The 19817-nt window shown below is 65.1% G+C and carries 19 protein-coding genes; 5 read left to right on the forward strand and 14 right to left on the reverse strand.

Features of this window, described 5'->3' with window-relative positions:
- Positions 1–12 precede the first annotated feature (12 nt).
- Positions 13–708 (forward strand): DUF2238 domain-containing protein, encoded by a 696-nt coding sequence (locus KJP28_RS05660; protein ID WP_218391454.1) that lies wholly within the window; start codon positions 13–15, stop codon positions 706–708.
- On the opposite strand, the gene KJP28_RS05665 is transcribed toward KJP28_RS05660, so the two are convergent.
- From KJP28_RS05665 to tyrS, 5 genes are all read right to left on the reverse strand, one after another.
- Positions 709–2124 carry a protein adenylyltransferase SelO gene (locus tag KJP28_RS05665; RefSeq protein WP_218391456.1) on the reverse strand — a complete coding sequence of 472 codons (1416 nt, stop codon included), beginning with the start codon at positions 2122–2124 and terminating at the stop codon, positions 709–711. It abuts the gene before it with no gap.
- A gap of 18 nt (positions 2125–2142) precedes the next feature.
- Positions 2143–3087, reverse strand: coding sequence for a nucleoside hydrolase (locus KJP28_RS05670; RefSeq protein WP_218391459.1), 945 nt, complete (start codon positions 3085–3087; stop codon positions 2143–2145).
- Positions 3088–3090: 3 nt separating this feature from the next.
- Complete coding sequence (xth, locus tag KJP28_RS05675; protein ID WP_218391462.1) at positions 3091–3891, reverse strand: exodeoxyribonuclease III; 801 nt, start codon at positions 3889–3891, stop codon at positions 3091–3093.
- Between the two features lie 180 nt (positions 3892–4071).
- Positions 4072–5238 (reverse strand): BaiN/RdsA family NAD(P)/FAD-dependent oxidoreductase, encoded by a 1167-nt coding sequence (locus KJP28_RS05680; protein ID WP_218391465.1) that lies wholly within the window; start codon positions 5236–5238, stop codon positions 4072–4074.
- Positions 5239–5353: 115 nt separating this feature from the next.
- Positions 5354–6604 (reverse strand): tyrosine--tRNA ligase, encoded by a 1251-nt coding sequence (gene tyrS, locus KJP28_RS05685; RefSeq protein WP_218391711.1) that lies wholly within the window; start codon positions 6602–6604, stop codon positions 5354–5356.
- Positions 6605–6667: 63 nt separating this feature from the next.
- Here tyrS and KJP28_RS05690 point away from each other — a divergent pair, with 63 nt between their 5' ends.
- A complete protein-coding gene (locus KJP28_RS05690) occupies positions 6668–7765 on the forward strand; it encodes an anhydro-N-acetylmuramic acid kinase (protein WP_218391469.1) in 1098 nt (365 codons plus the stop codon).
- A 19-nt stretch (positions 7766–7784) separates the two neighbouring features.
- Here the strand turns inward: KJP28_RS05690 and rsmA are convergent, their stop codons facing one another.
- Genes rsmA through KJP28_RS05705 form a run of 3 tightly spaced genes read right to left on the reverse strand, consistent with a single transcriptional unit; the run spans position 7785 to position 10857 of the window.
- Complete coding sequence (gene rsmA, locus KJP28_RS05695; protein ID WP_218391473.1) at positions 7785–8630, reverse strand: 16S rRNA (adenine(1518)-N(6)/adenine(1519)-N(6))-dimethyltransferase RsmA; 846 nt, start codon at positions 8628–8630, stop codon at positions 7785–7787.
- Positions 8627–9586 carry a 4-hydroxythreonine-4-phosphate dehydrogenase PdxA gene (gene pdxA, locus KJP28_RS05700; RefSeq protein ID WP_218391477.1) on the reverse strand — a complete coding sequence of 320 codons (960 nt, stop codon included), beginning with the start codon at positions 9584–9586 and terminating at the stop codon, positions 8627–8629. The genes rsmA and pdxA overlap by 4 nt, the downstream gene beginning before the upstream one ends.
- Positions 9587–9603: 17 nt before the next feature.
- Positions 9604–10857, reverse strand: coding sequence for a SurA N-terminal domain-containing protein (locus tag KJP28_RS05705; protein WP_218391480.1), 1254 nt, complete (start codon positions 10855–10857; stop codon positions 9604–9606).
- A gap of 363 nt (positions 10858–11220) precedes the next feature.
- On the opposite strand from KJP28_RS05705, the gene KJP28_RS05710 reads away from it, so the two are divergent.
- Genes KJP28_RS05710 through KJP28_RS05720 form a run of 3 tightly spaced genes read left to right on the forward strand, consistent with a single transcriptional unit; the run spans position 11221 to position 13685 of the window.
- Positions 11221–12693, forward strand: coding sequence for a leucyl aminopeptidase (locus KJP28_RS05710; RefSeq protein ID WP_218391482.1), 1473 nt, complete (start codon positions 11221–11223; stop codon positions 12691–12693).
- Positions 12693–13151 (forward strand): DNA polymerase III subunit chi, encoded by a 459-nt coding sequence (locus KJP28_RS05715; RefSeq protein ID WP_218391486.1) that lies wholly within the window; start codon positions 12693–12695, stop codon positions 13149–13151. The genes KJP28_RS05710 and KJP28_RS05715 overlap by 1 nt, the downstream gene beginning before the upstream one ends.
- A 9-nt stretch (positions 13152–13160) precedes the next feature.
- A complete protein-coding gene (locus tag KJP28_RS05720; protein WP_218391490.1) occupies positions 13161–13685 on the forward strand; it encodes a DinB family protein in 525 nt (174 codons plus the stop codon).
- A 14-nt stretch (positions 13686–13699) separates the two neighbouring features.
- Here KJP28_RS05720 and KJP28_RS05725 read toward each other — a convergent pair whose 3' ends face one another.
- From KJP28_RS05725 to KJP28_RS05750, 6 genes are read right to left on the reverse strand one after another with little or no spacing between them, the layout of a single operon-like run.
- Positions 13700–14095, reverse strand: a complete 396-nt coding sequence (locus KJP28_RS05725) for a Na+/H+ antiporter subunit G (RefSeq protein ID WP_218391493.1) — start codon at positions 14093–14095, stop codon at positions 13700–13702.
- Between the two features lie 9 nt (positions 14096–14104).
- Positions 14105–14374, reverse strand: coding sequence for a K+/H+ antiporter subunit F (locus KJP28_RS05730; RefSeq protein ID WP_218391495.1), 270 nt, complete (start codon positions 14372–14374; stop codon positions 14105–14107).
- On the reverse strand, positions 14371–14862 hold the full coding sequence (locus KJP28_RS05735) for a Na+/H+ antiporter subunit E (RefSeq protein ID WP_218391498.1): 492 nt from the start codon (positions 14860–14862) through the stop codon (positions 14371–14373). The genes KJP28_RS05730 and KJP28_RS05735 overlap by 4 nt, the downstream gene beginning before the upstream one ends.
- Positions 14863–14865: 3 nt before the next feature.
- Positions 14866–16521: a monovalent cation/H+ antiporter subunit D gene (locus tag KJP28_RS05740; RefSeq protein WP_218391501.1), complete on the reverse strand. Its 1656-nt coding sequence runs from the start codon at positions 16519–16521 to the stop codon at positions 14866–14868.
- A complete protein-coding gene (locus tag KJP28_RS05745; protein ID WP_218391503.1) occupies positions 16518–16892 on the reverse strand; it encodes a Na+/H+ antiporter subunit C in 375 nt (124 codons plus the stop codon). The genes KJP28_RS05740 and KJP28_RS05745 overlap by 4 nt, the downstream gene beginning before the upstream one ends.
- A gap of 1 nt (position 16893) precedes the next feature.
- Complete coding sequence (locus KJP28_RS05750; protein WP_218391508.1) at positions 16894–19761, reverse strand: monovalent cation/H+ antiporter subunit A; 2868 nt, start codon at positions 19759–19761, stop codon at positions 16894–16896.
- Positions 19762–19817: the final 56 nt, after the last annotated feature.

Here is a 19817-nt window from a genome sequence, read left to right on the forward strand (position 1 = left end):
TAAATCAAGACCATGTTTTTCAAGGGCCAGTCCATCGTCACCTATACGATCTGGGCGATCCTCGTCGTCGCGGTGGTCATCGCCATCGCGCTCAACGATTTGCCGATTGCCTTCGTGGGGCTTGCGACCCTCGCGCTGACGGTCGTGCCGCTGGTCATGGCGGAGCGCTTTCACCTTAAAATCCCGATCTATTTCTACGCCTATATCGTGTTCTTCCTGTTCGGGACGATCTTCCTCGGAGAAGCGTTCGATTTCTACACCCGTTTCTGGTGGTGGGACATCGTGATGCATGGCTCCTCGGCCGTGGGCTTCGGGATCATCGGCGTCGTCTTCACGCTGCTCATGTTCGAGGGCGACCGATATGCCGCGCCGCCAATGGCGGTGGCCATCATCGCGTTCTCCATCGCGCTGTCGATTGGCGCTTTGTGGGAGATTTTCGAGTTCGGGATGGACCGGGCCTTCGGGATGAACATGCAGAAATCCGGGCTTCAGGACACGATGACCGACCTGATGGTGGACACGGTCGGGGCGGCGCTTGGTGCGGCGACCGGTTATGTTTTTCTGAAAGGGCGGGCGCGGCGCGGGTTGCCCGGTGTCATTGCGGAGTTCGTGTCGCGAAACAAGCGCTTCGTGCGGCGGCGTGGCCGGGTCTTGCGTTATGAACTGGGGCACCGGACCGCCAGGGAAAAGCCGCCCGAGGGCGAGTGATCAGGTGCCGCAGAAGGTCCGCGCCACACGTTCTTCGGGCAGGGGCGCGGCGGCGAAATAGGCGGTGTCCGGCCTATCGTCAAAGGGGGTTTTGAACGCCGTGTTCATGCGGTGGAACGGCGCAAAGTCGCCCTCGACTGCGGCCTGGATCATCTGCTCGACGCGGTGATTGCGCGGGATGATCGCCGGGTTCGCCTTGTGCATGACGGCCTGAGCGTCGCCGGGATCTCGGGCGAGCCGCGCGTTCCACTGGGCCGCCCAGCTTTCCCACGCGCCGTCTTCGGTGATCTCGGACGATCCATCCATGTCCGTCGCCAAGGCCCTGAATGTATTGGCGAAATCGGCTTGCGATGTCGCCATGCGGGACAGAAGACCCTGCACCAGCGCGCCGTCGCCCTCTTCCTCGGTCGTCAGCCCGATCTTGGCGCGGAACCGGCGGAGCCAGGCATCGCCGAAAAGTTCGGGGAAAGCGTGCAGACGTTCCTCGGCCGCTTCGATCTTCGTATCGTCATCACCCTCCATCAGCGGCAGGAGCGATGTGGCGAGCTGGGCAAGGTTCCAGATGCCCATATTGGGCTGGTTGCCATAAGCATAGCGCCCCATCTGGTCGATGGACGAGAACACCGTGTTCGGGTGGTAAGCATCCATGAAAGCGCAGGGGCCGTAGTCGATCGTCTCGCCGGAAATCGCCATGTTGTCGGTGTTCATCACGCCATGGATGAAGCCCACGGAGTGCCAAGCCGCGATCAATTCGGCCTGTGCCGCGGTCACGGCGGAGATCAGGCCGAGTGGCCCGTCGGCGTCCGGGTAGTGACGCTCGATGGCGTGTTCCATCAAGGCGCGCACCGCGTCGTGGTCGCCGCGTGAGGCGAAAACCTGAAACGTGCCGACGCGGAGGTGGCTTGCGGCCACGCGGGTCAGCACCGCGCCGGGCAGGATCGTCTCGCGGATCACGTCCTCGCCGGTGGTGGCGGCCCCGAGGGCGCGGGTCGTGGGAATGCCGAGCGCATGCATCGCCTCGGACACCACGTATTCGCGCAGGACGGGCCCGAGCCACGCGCGACCGTCGCCGCCCCGCGAATAGGGCGTGCGTCCCGACCCTTTGAGTTGGATGTCGCGACGTTGCGCCCTGTTATCAATGACTTCGCCCAGGAGGATCGCGCGCCCGTCACCAAGCTGCGGCACGAAATTCCCGAATTGGTGCCCGGCATAAAGCTGCGCCAAAGGGTCCGCGCCCTCAGGCACTTCGTTGCCCGCCAGCACATCGGCGGTCAGGCTGTCAGGGTCGATCCCCAACTCCCGCGCAAGATCGGTGTTGACCGCGATCACCGCGGGCTTCGTGACCGGCACGGGGGCCTGCTTCGTGTAGAAGTGATCCGGGAGCCGGGCGTAGGAATTGTCGAAGCGGATCGTCATGAGTGACAGGTAGGCAGCCTAGGGCAATCGCGCAAGTCGGCGGGTCAGGAGGTCGAAGAACCCGTCCGCGTCGATATCGCCCATGAACATGGCATTTGGTGCACGATCGGTCACGCGCCACCAATCGGCCACCGTCATACCAAGGGTGAGGTCCGAGCTGGTCTCGACCTCGACATTGATATGCCGCCCTGAGAACAGCCCCGGTTCGAGAAGGTAGGCGGTCACGGTGGGGTCGTGCAGGGGCGCGCCGTCGGAGCCGTATTTCTCAAGGTCGAACCGTTCGAAGAAATCCGTCATCTGAGCGGTCACGAGACCGGTCCGATTGCCCAAATGCCGGAAAGCGTCGTTGCGGGGTTTGGTGACCAGCGCCTTGTGCGTCACGTCGAGCGGCATGATGGTCAGCGGAACGCCGGATTTGAACACGATGTCAGCGGCTTCCGGGTCGACATATATGTTGAATTCTGCCGATGGCGTGATGTTGCCCACTTCGAAATACGCTCCGCCCATTGCCACGATTTCGGCCACGCGGGGGATGATGTCGGGCGCCCGTTCGAACGCGGTGGCGACATTGGTGAGCGGCCCGAGCGTGCAGAGCGTCACCGCGCCGGGGGCTTCGCTTCGCAGGGTTTCGATCACGAAATCAACGGCATGTTGCTCTTGCAACGGCATCGTCGGGTCGGGGAGCGTCGGGCCGTCCAGCCCGGTGCGCCCATGGACGTGCTCGGCGGTCACGAGGTTGCGGCGCATCGGCTGATCGCACCCCGCAAAGACACGGATGTCGGGGCGCTCGGCCAGTTCGCAGACCATGCGCGCGTTCTTCGCCGTCAGGGTGAGCGGCACGTTCCCGGCGACTGCGGTGATCCCCAGAACCTCCAACTCCGGCGAGGCGAGCGCGAGCAGGATCGCGACGGCGTCGTCCTGTCCGGGGTCGGTGTCGATGATGATTTTGCGCGGTTTATCCATGTCTTACGCAGCGAGATTGACCCAGATCGGCACGTGGTCCGAGGGCTTTTCACGGGCGCGCACGTCCTTGTCGATCTGACACTCCGTGAGAAGGTCGGCACATTGCGGCGAGAGCAGGAAATGGTCGATGCGGATGCCGTCATTGCGTTGCCACGCCCCGCGCTGAAAATCCCAGAACGTGTAGTGTTCGGGCGCTTGCGTGCGGGCGCGGAAGGCTTCGGTCAGGCCGAGATTGACCAATTCGCGAAACGCGCCCCGGCTTTCGGGCTGGAACAGCGCATCGTCACGCCAGGCTTCGGGGCGGGCCGCATCCTCGACCTGCGGGATCACGTTGTAATCGCCCGCCATGAGAAACGGCTCCTCCAGGGCGAGCAATTCCTCGGCGCGGGATTTCAGACGCGCCATCCAGCGCAGTTTATAGGCGAATTTCTCGTCGCCCACGGGATTACCATTGGGCAGGTAAAGACCGCATATTCGCACCGCGCGCTCGCCGACGACAGTGGCCTCGATATACCGCGCCTCTTCATCGTCTGCCCCGTCGCGGCCCACGCCTTCGGCGCCCGGCAGGCCGCGCACCACGTCCTCGAGCGGGAATTTCGACAGGAGCGCGACGCCGTTGAAGGACTTTTGTCCATGGGTTTCAACGTTGTAGCCCATGTCCTCGAAATGCTCGCGGGGGAAGTTCTCGTCGATCGACTTGATCTCCTGAAAGATCACCACGTCCGGCTCGGCCTCCTGCAACCAGTCGGTGACGGCAGGCAGCCGGGCCTTGATCCCGTTGATGTTGTAACTGGCGATTTTCATGGGCGGCCTCCGCGTTTACCGGGAGCGTAGCGGCGGGGGCGTCCGGGGGAAAGCGGATTTGGGACGTATGGATCACGTATGGAAGACGTATGGAAAGCGTATGGATGGAATATGGGACCGGATTGCCGCGACACGGATCGTTGGATGGTTAACGGTGCCGTGCGCAGGTCCGCTGGCACGCTACGCGCGGCCCGCGATGGCGCGCCCAGCCGCCGCGCCGGAGGCCCAGGCCCACTGAAAATTGTATCCGCCGAGCCAGCCGGTCACGTCCACCGCTTCGCCGATGATGTAAAGACCGGGGAGGTGTTTGGATTCCATAGTCTTCGAAGACAGGCCGTCGGTTGCCACACCGCCTGCGGTCACTTCCGCCGTGCGGTAGCCTTCGGACCCGGCGGGGGTGAGCATCCAGGCGCTTAGCGTGTCGCAAATGTCGCCAAGCCGCGCGTCGGACTGGTCGGCAAGGTTGCCCGTCAGGTCCATCTCGCCGGCCAGAAATTCCACAAGGCGCGCAGGCAGATGGCGGGCAAGCTCGGTGGTCAGGGCATGGCGGCCCTGCGTCTGCCTTTGCGCGCGCAGGGTGTCGAGCAGCGCGGCGGGGCAGATGTCGAGCCAGATCGCCTCGCCCTCATGCCAATAGGAGCTGAGTTGCAGGATCGCGGGGCCGGAGAGGCCGCGATGGGTAAAAAGAAGCGCCTCGGAAAACCGCGCCCGGTCGTTGGACGCTGTGCAGGGGGTGGAGACGCCGGCGAGTGGCGCGAAACGGTCGCCGAAGGTGAGGGGGACGAGCGCGGGGCGCGGGGTGACGATGTCGTGCCCGAACTGGCGTGCGAGGTCATAGGCCAGCCCGGTGGCCCCCATTTTCGGGATCGACTTGCCGCCTGTGGCGAGCACGAGGTTGTCGCAGGTGTAGGTGCCCTTGTCCGTCCTGACGGCGAACTGACCGCCCTGATGCGTGACGCCCTCGATCTGCGTCGAAAGCTGAAGAATTGCACCGGCGTCGCGCATCTCGGACAAGAGCATGTCGATGATCTGCGTGGACTTGCCGTCACAGAACAATTGCCCCAGCGTCTTTTCGTGCCAGGCGATCCCGTGGCGCGAGACGAGTTCGATGAAATCCCAATGCGTATATCGCGCCAGCGCGGATTTCGGGAAATGCGGGTTCTGCCCGTGAAAATTCGCTGCCGTCACATCGAGATTGGTGAAATTGCAGCGCCCGCCACCCGAGATGCGGATTTTCTCACCGGGCTTGGCCGCGTGGTCGAGGACCAGCGTATCCGGCCCGGCGAAGGCCGCGGCCATGAGCCCGGCGGCTCCTGCGCCAAGGATGATCGTGCGGTGATAGGTCATCGGTTCGCCATTCCCTCACAGATACATCTTTCCGGTCTTCAAATATCCCGAGGGGGTCCGGGGGACCGGAGTCCCCCGGCGGGTCGACGCGGGCCAATGCCCGCGGCGAGACCGCTCAGCCCAGCGTCACCAGCGCGTGGCGTTTCTTGCCGGCCGACAGCTTGATCGGTTCGGCGAGGTCGGCCGTGGTGATCATCAGACCGCCATCGGTCACGTCGGCGTCGTTCATCTTCGCGCCCTTGTCGGCGATGAGGCGCTTGGCCTCCTTACCGGTCTTGGCCAGCCCGGACCGCGTGATGAGTTGGACGATGGAAATGCCGTCGCCGATCTCATCCGCCGTGAGCGTCAGGGTGGGGAGGTCGTCGCCGGTGCCGCCCTTCTCGAACACTTCGCGTGCCGTGGCTTCCGCCGCTGCCGCCGCATCCGCTCCGTGGCAGAGCGTCGTCACCTCGTTCGCCAGCACGATCTTGGCGTCGTTGATCTGGTTGCCGGGGAGCGCGGCGAGGCGGTCGCATTCCTCGAGGGGAAGCTCGGTATAGAGTTTGAGGAACCGGCCCACGTCCGCATCCGTGGTGTTGCGCCAGAATTGCCAGAATTCGTAGGGGCTCAGCATGTCGGCGTTGAGCCACATCGCGCCGCCTTGCGATTTGCCCATCTTCTTGCCGTCCGACGTGGTCAGGAGCGGCGAGGTCAGGCCGTAGATCTCGTGGTCCAGCACCCGGCGGGTCAGGTCGACACCGTTGACAATGTTGCCCCACTGGTCGGAGCCGCCCATCTGGAGCGTGCAGCCGTAGCGGCGGTTCAGCTCAAGAAAGTCGTAGGCTTGCAGGATCATGTAGTTGAATTCGAGGAACGACAGCGATTGTTCGCGATCGAGCCGCGATTTCACGGACTCGAAGGACAGCATTCGGTTGACCGAGAAATGCCGCCCGATGTCGCGCAGGAAGTCGAGATAGTTCAACTCGTCGAGCCATTCGGCGTTGTTCAGCATCAGGGCGTCGGTCTCGCCGTCACCATAGGACAGATACTTCGCGAAGACCTGCTTCATCCCGTCGATGTTCGCGTCGATCTGCTCCGGCCCCAGAAGCGGGCGTTCGTCCGAGCGGAAGGACGGGTCGCCCACCTTGGTCGTGCCGCCGCCCATCAGCGTGATCGGCTTGTGCCCGGTCTTTTGCAGCCAGCGCAGCATCATGATGTTCAGCAGGTGGCCGACGTGCAGCGATTTCGCCGTCGCGTCGTAGCCGATATAAGCCGTGACCGTTCCCGCGCTCAGGGCCTCGTCCAGCGCCTGATAATCGGTGCAATCGGCGAGGTAGCCGCGCTCCATCATCACGCGCATGAAGTCTGATTTCGGGTGGTAGGTCATGGGGTTTCCGTCCATTGTCGTCTGCGCGCCCTCTATATCGGGGCGATTGGCGGAGGAAAAGCCATGTTGGAGGGGCGGCCCGTCTGGGCGTTGGGGGCGATGTCGGGCACGTCGCTGGACGGGGTCGATGCGGCGATGGTGCTGACGGATGGCGAAGTCATCCACGACTTTGGGGAAACCGGGTATCGCGCCTATTCCGACAACGAGGCGGGCATTCTGCGGGCGGCGCTCGGGCGCTGGCCGGGAGAGCCGGGTGTGGAGGAGGCGGCGCGGATGGTCGAGGCCGTTCATGCCGAGCTTCTGGGGGGCATCGCGGGGGCCGAGCTTGTCGGGTTTCATGGCCAGACGCTGGCCCACGATCCCAAGACGCGCGGGACGCATCAGGCAGGCGACGGGCACCGGCTGGCCGAAGCTCTGGGCGTGCCGGTGGCGTGGGATTTTCGCACGGCGGACGTGGCCTTGGGCGGCGAGGGCGCGCCGCTTGCCCCGTTCTATCATTTCGCGCTGGCGAAGTTCATCGGGGCGGAGGCACCGTTGGCGTTCCTGAACCTCGGGGGCGTCGGGAACATCACTTGGATCGACCCGGCCCATGCGTTGCCGGAAGACGAGGGCGCGCTTTTGGCGTTCGACACCGGCCCGGCCAATGCGCCGATCAACGACCTGATGCGGGCACGGCGTCATCTGGATCGTGACGAGGACGGCGCGTTGGCCGCGGAAGGGTTCGTCGACGAGGCGATCGTGGAGGCGTTTCTCGCCGATCCCTATTTCCTGCGGGTGCCGCCGAAATCGCTGGACCGGGATGCTTTTGCGGGGCTTTCACGGGCTGTCGAGGACCTGTCCGATGCAGACGCCGTGGCCAGTGTGACGGCCTGCGCGGCGGCGAGCGTGGCGCAGGGGCTGAACCATTGCCCGGCGCTTCCCGTGCGGCTTCTGGTCTGCGGGGGCGGACGGAAGAACGCGGCGCTCATGGGCGGGATCGCGGAGCGGACGGGGGTGCCGACGTTCCCGGTCGAGGAGGTCGGGCTGGATGGCGATATGCTGGAGGCGCAGGCCTTCGCCTATCTCGCGGTACGGGTGGCGCGGGGTCTGCCCACGTCCTGCCCGGCGACGACCGGCGTGGCCGCCAACGTGGGCGGTGGCACGATTTCCGAGCCGGCGTGAGGCTTGCCGCCCGACCCCGTCAGCGTGCGGCATCGAGGGTGCGGGCGAGGGCGCAGAATTGCTCCAGCGTGAGTTCTTCGGCACGCGACGTGGGTTTGATCCCGGCCTCGCCCATCAGGTCCTCGATCTCGGGATGCAGCGATTTCATCGAAGAGCGCACCATCTTGCGCCGCTGGTTGAAGGCGGTGGCGGTGATCCGGAGGAGGGTTTCGGCACGCGCCGGGTAGCGGGCTTCGGGAAGCGCGGTCAGGTGGATCACGCTGCTGTGGACCTTGGGCGGGGGTGTGAAGGCCTCGGGCGGGAGGTCCATCACGATCTTCGCCTCGGTGCGCCATTGCGACAGGATCGCGAGGCGGCCGTAAGCTTTGGTCTTGGGTTTCGCGACGATGCGCTGCGCCACTTCGCGCTGAAACATGAGCGTGAGCGAGGTCCAGAACGGCGGCCAATCGGGGGGCGTGAGCCAGCGGGTCAGAAGCTCGGTTCCGACGTTGTAGGGCAAGTTGGCACAGATGCGGATCGGCGGGGTCAGATGCGCGGTCGGGTCGATCTCGAGCGCGTCGGCGTTCAGGACGTCGAGCCGACCGGGGTAATGCGCTGCGATTTCGGCCAGCGCGGCCATGGCGCGGCTGTCTTTCTCGACCGCGAGGACGTGGCGCGCGCCTTCGGCCAGCAGACCACGGGTCAGACCGCCGGGGCCGGGGCCGATTTCGAGCACGTCGCAGGCGGTCAGGTTTCCCGCCTGCCGCGCGATCTTGGCGGTGAGGTTCAGGTCCAGAAGGAAGTTTTGTCCGAGGGATTTCTTGGCGCGGAGATCATGGGTCGCGATCACGTCCCGCAGCGGCGGCAGGCCGTCGAAGGCGCTCACCGGCTCATCTCCCGCGCCATGCGGAGGGCGGCGATGAAGGAGGTCGGATCGGCGCGCCCGGTTCCTGCGATGTCGAAGGCGGTGCCGTGATCGGGCGAGGTGCGCACGAAGGGCAGGCCGAGGGTCACGTTGACGCCACCCGCGAAGTCGATGGTCTTGATCGGGATCAGCGCCTGATCGTGATACATGCAGATCGCCACGTCGTAGCCTTCGCGCGCCTTGGTGTGGAACATCGTATCCGCCGGGAGCGGCCCCTTGATCGCCAGACCTTCGGCGCGCAGGTCCGCCACGAGCGGCGCGATCCAGTCGAGTTCCTCACGCCCCATTGCGCCGCCTTCGCCGGCATGGGGATTGAGGCCCGCGAGCGCAATGCGGGGATTGGCAAGACCCTGATCCCGGAGCGCTTCCCAGGTGATGCGGATGGTCTGGGTCAGACCTTTGCGGGTGAGCGCCGTCGGCACGTCGGCGAGAGGGATATGGATCGTTGCGGGCACGACGCGCAGCTCGGGGCAGGCGAGCATCATCACCACGTCGTCGACCCCTGCGAGATGGGCGAGAAACTCGGTATGGCCGGGATAGGCGAAACCGGCCCCGTCCTTGAGCGCCTTCTTGTGGATCGGTGCGGTCGTCAGGGCGGCGGCCTCGCCGCGCATGGTGAGCGCGACGGCTTCCTCGATGGCGCGGATCGTGTGGGTGGCATGTTCGGGCTGTGCGGTGCCCGGCATGCGGGCCGGGCCGAATTCGCGTGACAGGACGGGCAGGCCGCGCGGCATGGCGCCTGCCGCTTCGGCGGGGTGCGAGATGCGCACGACCGGGCCGTTCAGATGGGACGCGTCGCCGATGACGAAGAAATCGACTTCGCCCGACATGCGCTCCCACGCCTGCGAGACGATTTCGGGGCCGATGCCAGCAGGCTCGCCAATGGATACGGCGATGGGCAGATCAGCACGGGGCATGGCGTGAAATCCGGCGCCTAGCGCAAGTATTCGATATGGGCCTGCGCGCGCAATTCCGTCAGGTAGTCGTTGGCGAGTGCGCCGACGCGGCGGTTCTGAAGCGCGGTGGCGACCTGAGCGCGGCTGACGCTGTCAGGCACGTCGTTGCGGCGGTTGCACAGCATCAGGAAGACGCGCGCATTTCCGGTGGTCAGACGGGTCGAGACTTCGCCGGGGTCGAGATTGGCGAGCTCTGCACGGTAGCTTGCAGGCACTGCACCGGTCGGAAGCTCTTCGCGGATGAGCTGTTCTTCGGGCAGACCGCGCGCGATCGGGTAGAGATCGTCGCAAGTGTCGACCTCGCCACGGATCCGCGCGGCTTCTGCCGCGGCGCCTTCGCTCGTTCCGCCCGGGATCAAGAAGGCCGCGTATTCCAGCAGCGTGCCGACGCTGGTCGAGGTGATCGTTTCACGGTCGCGCACGTAATAGACGATGACGCCGATGTCCTCGACGAAGATCGGGCGCGAGGTCTGGCCTTCGCCGACGTTGCGCAGGATGCCCTGCACCTCGGCGGGCATCGCCTGCAGATCGACCCAGTCGCGGCGACCTGCGTTGAGCCGGGTGGCCTCTACCGAGAACCGGGTGGCGGAGCGCGAAAACTCTTCCTCGTCGGTGATCTGGGCCAACCGTTCGGCGCGCTGCATCGAGGCATTGAGGCTGGCATCGGACGAGGCGGGCAAGACGATCTCGGTCAGCAGGAACTTCTGCCCGGTGGTCGGTTCCGCCTCGGCATAGGCGAGGTCGATCTCGCTTTCGGTGAGGTTCACCTGACCCACGAATTTCTGCTGCGCGACCTTGCGCCACAGAAGACCCGCACTCACGAAATCGCGGAAAGTTTCGGTCGCGATCCCGGCCTGGGCGAGGAAGGTGAACATCTGTTCGACGTCGAGATTGCCGCGGGCCGCGAAGTTTTCCATGCCCTCCAGCAATTCCTCATCGGTGAGCGAGATGCCCATCCGTTCGGCTTCGCGGATCTGGAGTTTTTCGTTGATGAGCTGCTCGGTCGCGAGTTCGCCGATGTCGCCCGGCGCGCGCAGGATGCGCAGGAAGGCCATGCGCTGGCTGCGTTCGTAGGCCGTCACCGCGTCGTCGTTGACCTTGACCACCGGGGCAAAGAGGTTCTGCGCCAAGGCTTCGCCGGGGCTTGCGACGAGTGCGCCCAGTGCCAGAGCCGCCGTCGCCGCGATGCGCAACGTCCATCCAGAGATCGCGTTTGCCGTCTTACCGCTCATCGTGCCGCCACCTTGTCTTGCTTCCGCCGTTCCGGCCGGTTCGTCTCACATCGGCCGGTTCCCCGGCCACGGGGCGTCTTTCCCCCCGTTTGACGGGCACATTAATCGGATATCGTGCGCGGTGCGAGGGGGAATCTGCCCGCACGGCGGGGTTTTGCGGGTGAGGCACGGGTCGGGACCGGCGATATGCGGTGGCGGGTGCGCAGTCAGGCCACCATATCTGTGCCCGCAGAGTGAGATGATTCTCGCCAACCGGTGTGACGTGACGGGTTGCGAAGGCCGGGGCGGGGTGGTTTGCTGCCGTCGAACGGCGGTTGCCCGACGACGCGCGCGACTGCAATTTTCGTACTCTCTGGAGGTTCCATGACAGACGTGACACGCCCCGAATTTGCCGCACTCGATCTTGACGCCCTGGCCGGGCTGACCGGACGGATCGCCGTTCTGGTCGGAGACGGTGGCTCGATGGACAAGGGGGCGCGGCGGGTGAACCGCCTGATGAAAGGCGGGCTGGCCCGGTTCATCGAGAGCGAGGCGTTCGGGAAGTTGAAGCCGGGCGAGGCCACGACGCTGGCGTGGCCGTCCGGGCTCGCCGTGGATGCCGTGGACGTGGTGAAGGTGGACAAACGGCTGACGCCTGAGGCGGCGCGCAAGGTCGGTGCCGTGCTGGGTGCGAAACGCACGAAGGGCGATGTCACGGTGCTGGCGGGCAGTCACAAGAACCTCGATCAACTCGCGCTCGCGCTGGTCCTGCGGTCCTACGCCTTCCTTGCGCACAAGACGGGCGATGCGGCCAAGACGGAGGTCGGCGCGGTGACGGTGATGGTCAACCAGCCGGATGCCTGGTCGCCGATGGTGGACGAGGTGATGGCTGTGGCGGAAGGCGTTACGCTGACTCGCGATCTGGTGAACGAGCCGTCGAACGTGCTGACCACCACCGAATTCGCGGAGCGGGCCGTGGCGCTCAAGGCGCTCGGGGTGAAGGTCGAGGTGTTGGAAGAGCCGGAGCTGGAGAAGCTCGGGATGCACGCGCTTCTGGGCGTGGGGCAAGGCTCGGAAAGCCCGTCCAAGGTCGTCGTGATGGAGTGGAGCGGCGGCGGTGACGAAGCCCCGCTTGCGCTGGTCGGCAAGGGCGTCGTGTTCGACACCGGCGGGATCAGCATCAAGCCCGCTGCCGGCATGGAAGACATGACGATGGACATGGGCGGCGCGGGTGTCGTCACCGGCGTCATGCACACGATCGCCGCGCGCAAGGCCAAGGCCAATGTCGTCGGGCTGATCGGGCTGGTCGAGAACATGCCGGACGGCAAGGCGCAAAGACCGGGCGATATCGTGACCACCATGAAGGGCGACAAGGTCGAGGTCATCAACACCGATGCCGAGGGCCGGATGGTGCTTTGCGATGTGCTCTGGTACGCGCAGGAGCGGTTCAAGCCGGTCGGTGTCATCGACCTCGCAACCCTGACCGGGGCGTGCATCATCGCGCTCGGGCATGAAAACGCGGGCGTCTTTTCGAATGACGATGCGTTCTGCAAGAATTTCCTCAAGGCCGCCGAGACCGAGGAAGAAGGCGCATGGCGTCTGCCGCTGGGTGAGGCCTATGACAAGCAACTCAAGAGCGCGAAGGCGGATTTCAAGCATGTCGGGGGGCGGCCTGCCGGGTCGATCACGGCGGCGCAGTTCCTGCAACGGTTTATCAAGGACGGCACGCCCTGGATTCACCTCGACATCGCGGGCGTGGCGGACGTGAAGAGCGACACGGCGCTGGCGCCCAAGGGTGCGACCGGATGGGGCGTGCGGGCCTTGAACCGCCTGATCGCGGAAACCTGTGAGGGCTGATGGGCGAGGCGTATTTCTACCACATGACCCGCACGCCTCTGGAAGAGACGTTGCCCGCGCTTCTTGGCCGGGCGCGCGAGGCCGGGTGGCGGGTGCGGGTCGCGGGGCGGGAAGCTGCGCGGCTCGATCTGCTCGACCGAAAGCTGTGGGAGCGCGACGGGTTTCTGCCCCATGGTCGCGCAGGCGGGCCGCATGACGCGGATCAGCCCATCCTGCTTGTAAGCGACGGCGAGAGCGGCGAGAACGGGGCGACCTGCCTCGTTTCGGTCGACGGGGCCGGGATCGAGGCCGACGCGATCACGGCGAGCGACCGGGCGATGGTGTTGTTCGACGGAAACGACCCGGACGCGGTGCAGCGCGCGCGCGACCAGTGGAAGGCGATCACGAATGCGGGCGTGGTGGCGAAATACTGGAGCCAGGAAACCGGGAAATGGGCGCTGAAGGCGTCGAGCGGCTGAGGAGGCAATATGGATTTCGACACCCCCTGGATCGGCTTCGCGCTCAACAACGCTTATGCCAATCGCACGCTCTATGGGGCGCTGTCGGGGCTGTCGAAAGATGCGTTCACGCGGGATGTGCCGGGGTTCTTTCCGACGCTCGCTGCGACGCTGAACCATATATACGAGGTCGATCTGTTCTATCTGGACGCGCTCGAGGGCGACGGGCGTGAACGCGCGTATTTCGCGGAGAAAGCGCCTGTCTATGATGTGGCCGCGCTGGGCGAGTTGCAGGCCGGGGCGGATATGCGGCTCGCCATGTTCTGCCAGAAGATCGACGAGGCGGCGCTGGCGCGTGTCGTCGTGATGGATCGCCCCGGTGGGCCGGTCCAGGAAACCGTCGGTGGTATTCTGCCGCATCTCATCCAGCATCAGATCCACCACCGGGGACAGGCACATGTACAGATGTCCGCGCTTGGGATTGCGCCGCCGCAGTTGGACGAGTTCTTCCTGAACTACGACCGGGCCGAGCTTGCGAAGATGTATTTCGGCTGACACCGGCGCGGGGATCAATCCTCCAGCCGCGCGTCCTCCTGCATCTCGGTATCGCCGGGCGGATCGTCATAGACCGACCAGCCGTAGGGCCGGGTCGTGTCGGGCAGGTCCGTGGGCTTCATGTTGCGGGCCATGAAGCTCTTGGCGATGAAGTTCGCGGTGATCGGGGCGGTCAGGAACAGAAACAGCGTGATGAGCAGTTCGTGGAACGACAGCGTTCCCTTGATCGCGCCGAAATAGATCATCGAGGCGATGAGCACGCCACCGACGCCCAGTGTCGTCGCCTTCGTGGGCGCGTGCAGGCGCTGCATCGAGTCGCGCAGTTTCACCAGCCCGAAGGAGCCGACGATGCCGAAGACGCCACCGATGACGAGGAAGACCGAGACGATGATTTCAAGCCAAAGTGCCATGCCGCCCCCTCATTCGATGATGTCGCCGCGCAGGATGAAGCGCGAATAGGCCACGGTCGACACGAAGCCGACCATGGCGACGAGCATCGCGGCCTCGTAGTAGATCTGCGTTTCGCGGAAGATGCCGTAGAGCACCAGAAGCGCGATTACGTTGATGACCATCGTGTCGAGCGACAGAATCCGGTCGGCCGGGTTCGGCCCGCGTGCGATGCGCCAGAGGTTGAACAGAAGCCCGATGCCGAAGCAGCCCATCGCGAAGAGAAGCGCATATTCGATCATTGGAAAATCTCCTTCAGACGGCCTTCGTAGCGCGACTTGATCTCGTCCCGCACGGCGACTTCGTCCTCGGCGTGGAGACAATGGACCAGAAGCGCGCCGCCATCGGCCGAGAGCGCGGCCGTCACGGTGCCGGGCGTCAGGGTGATGGTGCCGGCGAGCACGGTGATCGCCTCGGGCGAGGTGAGTTCGAGTGGGACCGTCACCCATTTCGACTGGATCGCCTTGTTCGGCTTAAACAGGATGATGAGCGCGACCTGCACGTTGGCGACGATGATGTCCCACAGCACGATCAGCACGTATTCGGCGGCGACCAGCGGTCGGCCCACTTTGGGCCGGTTGGGCCAGTAGGGCGCGGTGATCGCGGGCACGACGAGGCCGAGGAACCCGCCGAGGATCACGTTGCCCAGCGTGACCTTGTTCACCAGACCGAGCCAGACGATCAGCAGCATGAGGCTGACCAGCGGGTGAGGGATGAGGCGTTTCAGCATGGCTTAGTGGCCTCCCTCGTCATGGGTGGCTTCGCCATGTTCTTCCGCCGCGTCGGCTTCGTCGCCGTGGCCTTCGTCGTCATGCGACTTGATGATCTTGGTGTTCGGCTCTTCGTTGAGCGGGCTATGCAGCACCGCGTTCACGTAGGCGTCGCGGTCGAACAGCTGGGCCGAGGTCTGGCCCACGTAATTCGTCACCGGACCCGCGAAGATCGCCAGCGCGGCGAGCAGTCCGATGGCGGTCATGGACGGCGCGAGTGCGATGGCGCGAGGGTGATCGGGGGGCGGGGGCACCGCCTCGTCCACCGAAGGATCTGCGGAGGGGTGGGGAATGATCGAGGTGGATTTCCAAAAGAGCGTGGAGCCCGCGCGGGCGAAGCCGACAATGGTGACGAGCGAGCCTGCGAGGATCGCCGACCACGCCCAGGGCATCTCGCCCGGCACGCGCAGCGCGTCGAGGACGAGGAGCTTTCCGAGAAAGCCCGACAACGGCGGCATCCCGGCCATGGCGATGGCCGCGCCGAAGAAGAGCGCGGCAAAGAGGCCGTTTTCGGTGATCGCGGGCTGGGCCGTCAGCCGCTCGTTCGCGCGGCGGGCCAGAACGAGGTCGCCGATGAGGAAGAGCGCGGCGGCGGCGAAGGTGGAGTGGATCAGGTAATAGAGCGCCGCCGTCGTGGCTTGCGGCGTGAAGGCGGCGATGGCGAGCATGAGCGTGCCCATCGAGCCGATCACGGAGAAGGCGATGAGCGGCATGAGGCGGCGGGTGCCGAGCACGCCCAAAGCGCCGATGGCGATGGTGACGATCGCGGCGGGGAACAGCCAGTCTTCGGCGATGCCGTGGGTCGCGGGCACGCCGGGGCCGAAGATCAGCGTATGAACGCGCAGGATCGCGTAGGCCCCGACCTTGGTCATGATCGCGAACAGCGCGGCGACCGGGGCGGGGGCGTTGGCATAGGTGCCGGGGAGCCAGAATTGCACCGGGAAGACGGCGGCCTTCACCGCGAAGACGATCATGAGGAGCATAGCGGCGACGCGCACAAGACCGGCTTCCTCGACAGGGACTTGCGTCAGCCGTTCGGCGAGATCGGCCATGTTCAGCGTGCCTGTCGAGGCATAGAGCGTGCCGAGGGCGAACAGAAACAGGGTCGAACCGGCGAGGTTGATGACCACGTATTGCAGGCCCGCCTGCATCCTTTCGCGCCCGCCGCCATGGATCATCAGGCCGTAGGAGGCGATCAGCAGGATTTCGAAGAACACGAAGAGGTTGAAGATGTCGCCGGTGAGGAACGCGCCGGAGATGCCCATGAGCTGAAACTGGAACAGCGCGTGGAAATGCCGCCCGCGCCTGTCCCAGCCGGTTGCGATGGCGTGGATCAGGACGATCAGTGCGAGCACCGACGTGAGGAGCACCATGAGCGCGGAAAGCCGGTCGAGGACCAGCACGATCCCGAAGGGCGCGGGCCAGTCGCCGAGGCGGTAGACGAAGGGGTCTGCGCTCGTCGAGGCGAGCATGGCGAGGCCCACGGCAATTCCGACGAAGAACAGGTTGCCCGCGACGGAAGCGGTGCGCGCGAGCTGGATGTCGTGGCGCATGACGTAGCCGATGATCGGCGCGAGCAGGGCGGGCAGGACGACCGGGGCGATGATCCAGTGGTTCATTTGCCGTCCTCCGTGGCGGTGTCATCGCTGAGGTCGTCATCCGGGTGCGGAATGTTGATCTCGTCGCTTTCGCGTTCGAGATAGGCGCCGAGCGAGACCATCACGAGAACGGCGGTCATGCCGAAGGAGATCACGATGGCGGTCAGGACGAGGGCTTGCGGCAGCGGGTCGGTGTAGGACACGTCCGCGCCGGATTTGTCGAGGATCGGCGGCATGTTCGTGGCCAGCCGCCCGGAGGCGAACAGGAACACGTTGACCGCATAGGACAGGAGCGCGAGGCCGAGGATCACCGGAAAGGCGCGCAGGCGCAGGATCAGGTAAGTACCACCTGCGGTCAGCACGCCAATGGCGGAGGCGACGAGGATCTCCATCTCAGCGCTCCTCTTCTTTTTCGCGGTCTTCGAGACGCGAGGTCGGGTCGTAATCCATCGGATCGATGTTCACCGTCTCACCGGCATAGCGCGCGATGCGTGACAGCGAATAGAGCATCAGCATCACCGCGCCGTTCACGGCGAGGAACACCCCGAGGTCGAAGAGCGCCGCCGTCGCAAGCTCGAATTCCTCGATCGGGGGCAGGTGGACATAGCCGAAGGCCGAGGTCAGGAACGGGTGGCCCGCAAGCCACGCGCCTGCGCCGGTGAGCCCTGCGATCACAACGCCCCAGCCGATGAGCGCGTGATACTCGATCTGCTGACGGGCCATGGTCCAGCCGAAGCCCGAGGCCATGTATTGCATGAGAAGCGCGATGGCGATCACCAGACCCGCGACGAAGCCGCCGCCAGGCATGTTGTGGCCTCGGAGGAAGATGTAGACGCCGACCATGACCGCGATGGGCATCATCACGCGGGTCGCGACCACCATCATCAGCGGGTGACGGTCGCGCGAACGGTCCTGGCTGTAATCGGTGTTACGCAGGCGGCGCGAGGCGGGACCGTTCAGAAGCGCCTCCATCAGCGCGAAGATGATCAGGCCCGCGATGCCGAGCACGATGATTTCGCCGTAGGTGTCATAGCCGCGGAAATCGACGAGGATCACGTTCACGACGTTCGTCCCGCCGCCGCCGTCATAGGAATTGGCGAGGTGATAGTCCGAGATCACCGACATGTCGCGCAGGAGGAAGGCATAGGCGAGCGCCGCCACGCCGCCGCCCGCGCCGAGCGCGATGATCCCGTCGCGGATGCGCAGGCCGAGCGGGCTTTCCTTGGGCGTCGTCTTCGGCAGGAAGTGGAGCGCGAGCAGCAGGAGCATGATCGTCACCGTCTCCACGGAAATCTGCGTGAGCGCGAGGTCGGGGGCGGAGAGATAGACGAAGCCCGCCGAGATCATCAGGCCGATGATGCCGATGATGACGAGCGAGCCGAAGCGGTTGCGGTGCATCAGGACCACGGCGAGCGTGGCGGCGACGAGCAGCACGTAGCCGATGGCGACGACAGGCGGGATCGGGAGCAGGCCGCGCGTAACGTCGGGCATCCCGCCGCCAGTCCAGGCGACGAAGCCCGCCACCACCGTCACCGCGACGAAGATCGCGAGGTAGCGCGAGATTGCACCGTTGTGTGTGGTATCGGTCACCCAGCGCGCGCCGGACACGGCCCAGCCGATGAGCCGGTCGAAGATCGCCTTAGCTTCGGGGCGGGGCGCGCGGAGCCACGCCGCATCGAGCGGTCGGTGCAGGACGAGGAGGATCGCACCACCAATGATCGCGGCGATGGACATGAAGAGCGCGGGCGTGACGCCGTGCCAGATCTTGAGATGCGGATGAAGGTCCGCGCCGGTCACGGCGTTGGCCGCCATGGTCACCACCGGCTCTGCGATCCACGGCATGACGCCGATCAGGATGACCAGAACGGTGAGGAACGCGGGCGCCAGCCACATGCCGCGCGGCGGGTCATGGGGGTGGTGCGGATAATCGTCGCGCACCGGTCCGCCGAAGGTATGGAAGATGAACCTCAGGCTGTAACCGACCGACAACAAAGCGCCAATCGTCGCCAGGGCGGGCACGATCCAGGGGTTTTCGAACCAATAGGTGTGCGAGGCTTCTTCCAGCATCATTTCCTTGGACAGGAAGCCGTTGAAGAGCGGTATCCCGGCCATCGACAGCGCGGCGAGCGTGCCGATCGTGGCGGTGATCGGCATGAGCTTGGCCAGCCCGCCGAGCCGCTTGATGTCGCGGGTATGGGTTTCGTGGTCCACGATCCCGGCGGTCATGAAGAGCGCGGCTTTGAACGTCAGGTGGTTGATGATGTGGAACACGGCAGCGATGGCGGCGGCTTCGGTTCCGAAGCCCAGAAGCATCGTCAGAAGGCCGAGATGCGAGACGGTGGAGAAGGCGAGGAGCGCCTTCAGATCGTCCTTGAAGAGCGCGATGAGCGCACCGAGGACCATCGTAATGAGGCCGACCGTCGCGACGATGTAGAACCAGGGCTCGGTGCCCGCGAGCGCGGGCCACATGCGGGCCATGAGGAACACGCCCGCCTTCACCATGGTCGCGGAGTGAAGGTAGGCCGAAACCGGGGTCGGTGCGGCCATGGCGTGGGGCAACCAGAAATGGAACGGGAATTGCGCGGATTTCGTGAAGGCCCCGAGCAGGATCAGGATGAGCGCGGGGAGATACCATTCCGACGCCTTGATCTGATCCCCCGCGGCGAGAATATCCGTGAGCTCATAGCTTCCAACGATATTGCCGAGGATCAGCATCCCGCCGATCATCGCAAGCCCCCCCGCGCCGGTCACGGTCAGCGCCATGCGCGCGCCCTGACGGCCCTCGGGCAGGTGCTTCCAATAGCCGATGAGCAGGAAGGAGGAGAGCGACGTCAGCTCCCAGAACACCAGCAAAAGCAGGATGTTGTTGGACAGGACGATGCCCAGCATCGCGCCCTGGAACAAAAGCAGATAGGTGTAGAACTGCCCCATCGGGTCTTCGCCCGACAGGTAGAAGCGTGCGTAGAGCGTGATGAGCAGGCCGACGCCGAGGATCATCACGGCGAAGAGCATGCCGAGTCCGTCGAGGAAGAACGACGCGGACAGGCCCAGTTGGGGAAGCCAGGTGATCTCTTTGGTGATGACCTCGCCAGCCATGACGGCGGGCAGGTGGGTCAGGAGCATCACGAGGGCGAGGGCGGTCGGTATGGCCGTGAAGGTTGCGCAGGCATTACGGCCTGCACGGATCATGACCCCCGGAACCAGCGCGCCCAGGAAGGGCAACATTGCTATTACCGGAAGAAATCCACCTCCGTCGCCCATTCGATCCCCCTGATTCCGCGCGTTTCGTTTTTCTTCCCGCGTGTTTAGCAAGTCGG

Source organism: Maritimibacter dapengensis (genome assembly GCF_019218265.1).
GTDB classification, from domain to species: domain Bacteria; phylum Pseudomonadota; class Alphaproteobacteria; order Rhodobacterales; family Rhodobacteraceae; genus Maritimibacter; species Maritimibacter dapengensis.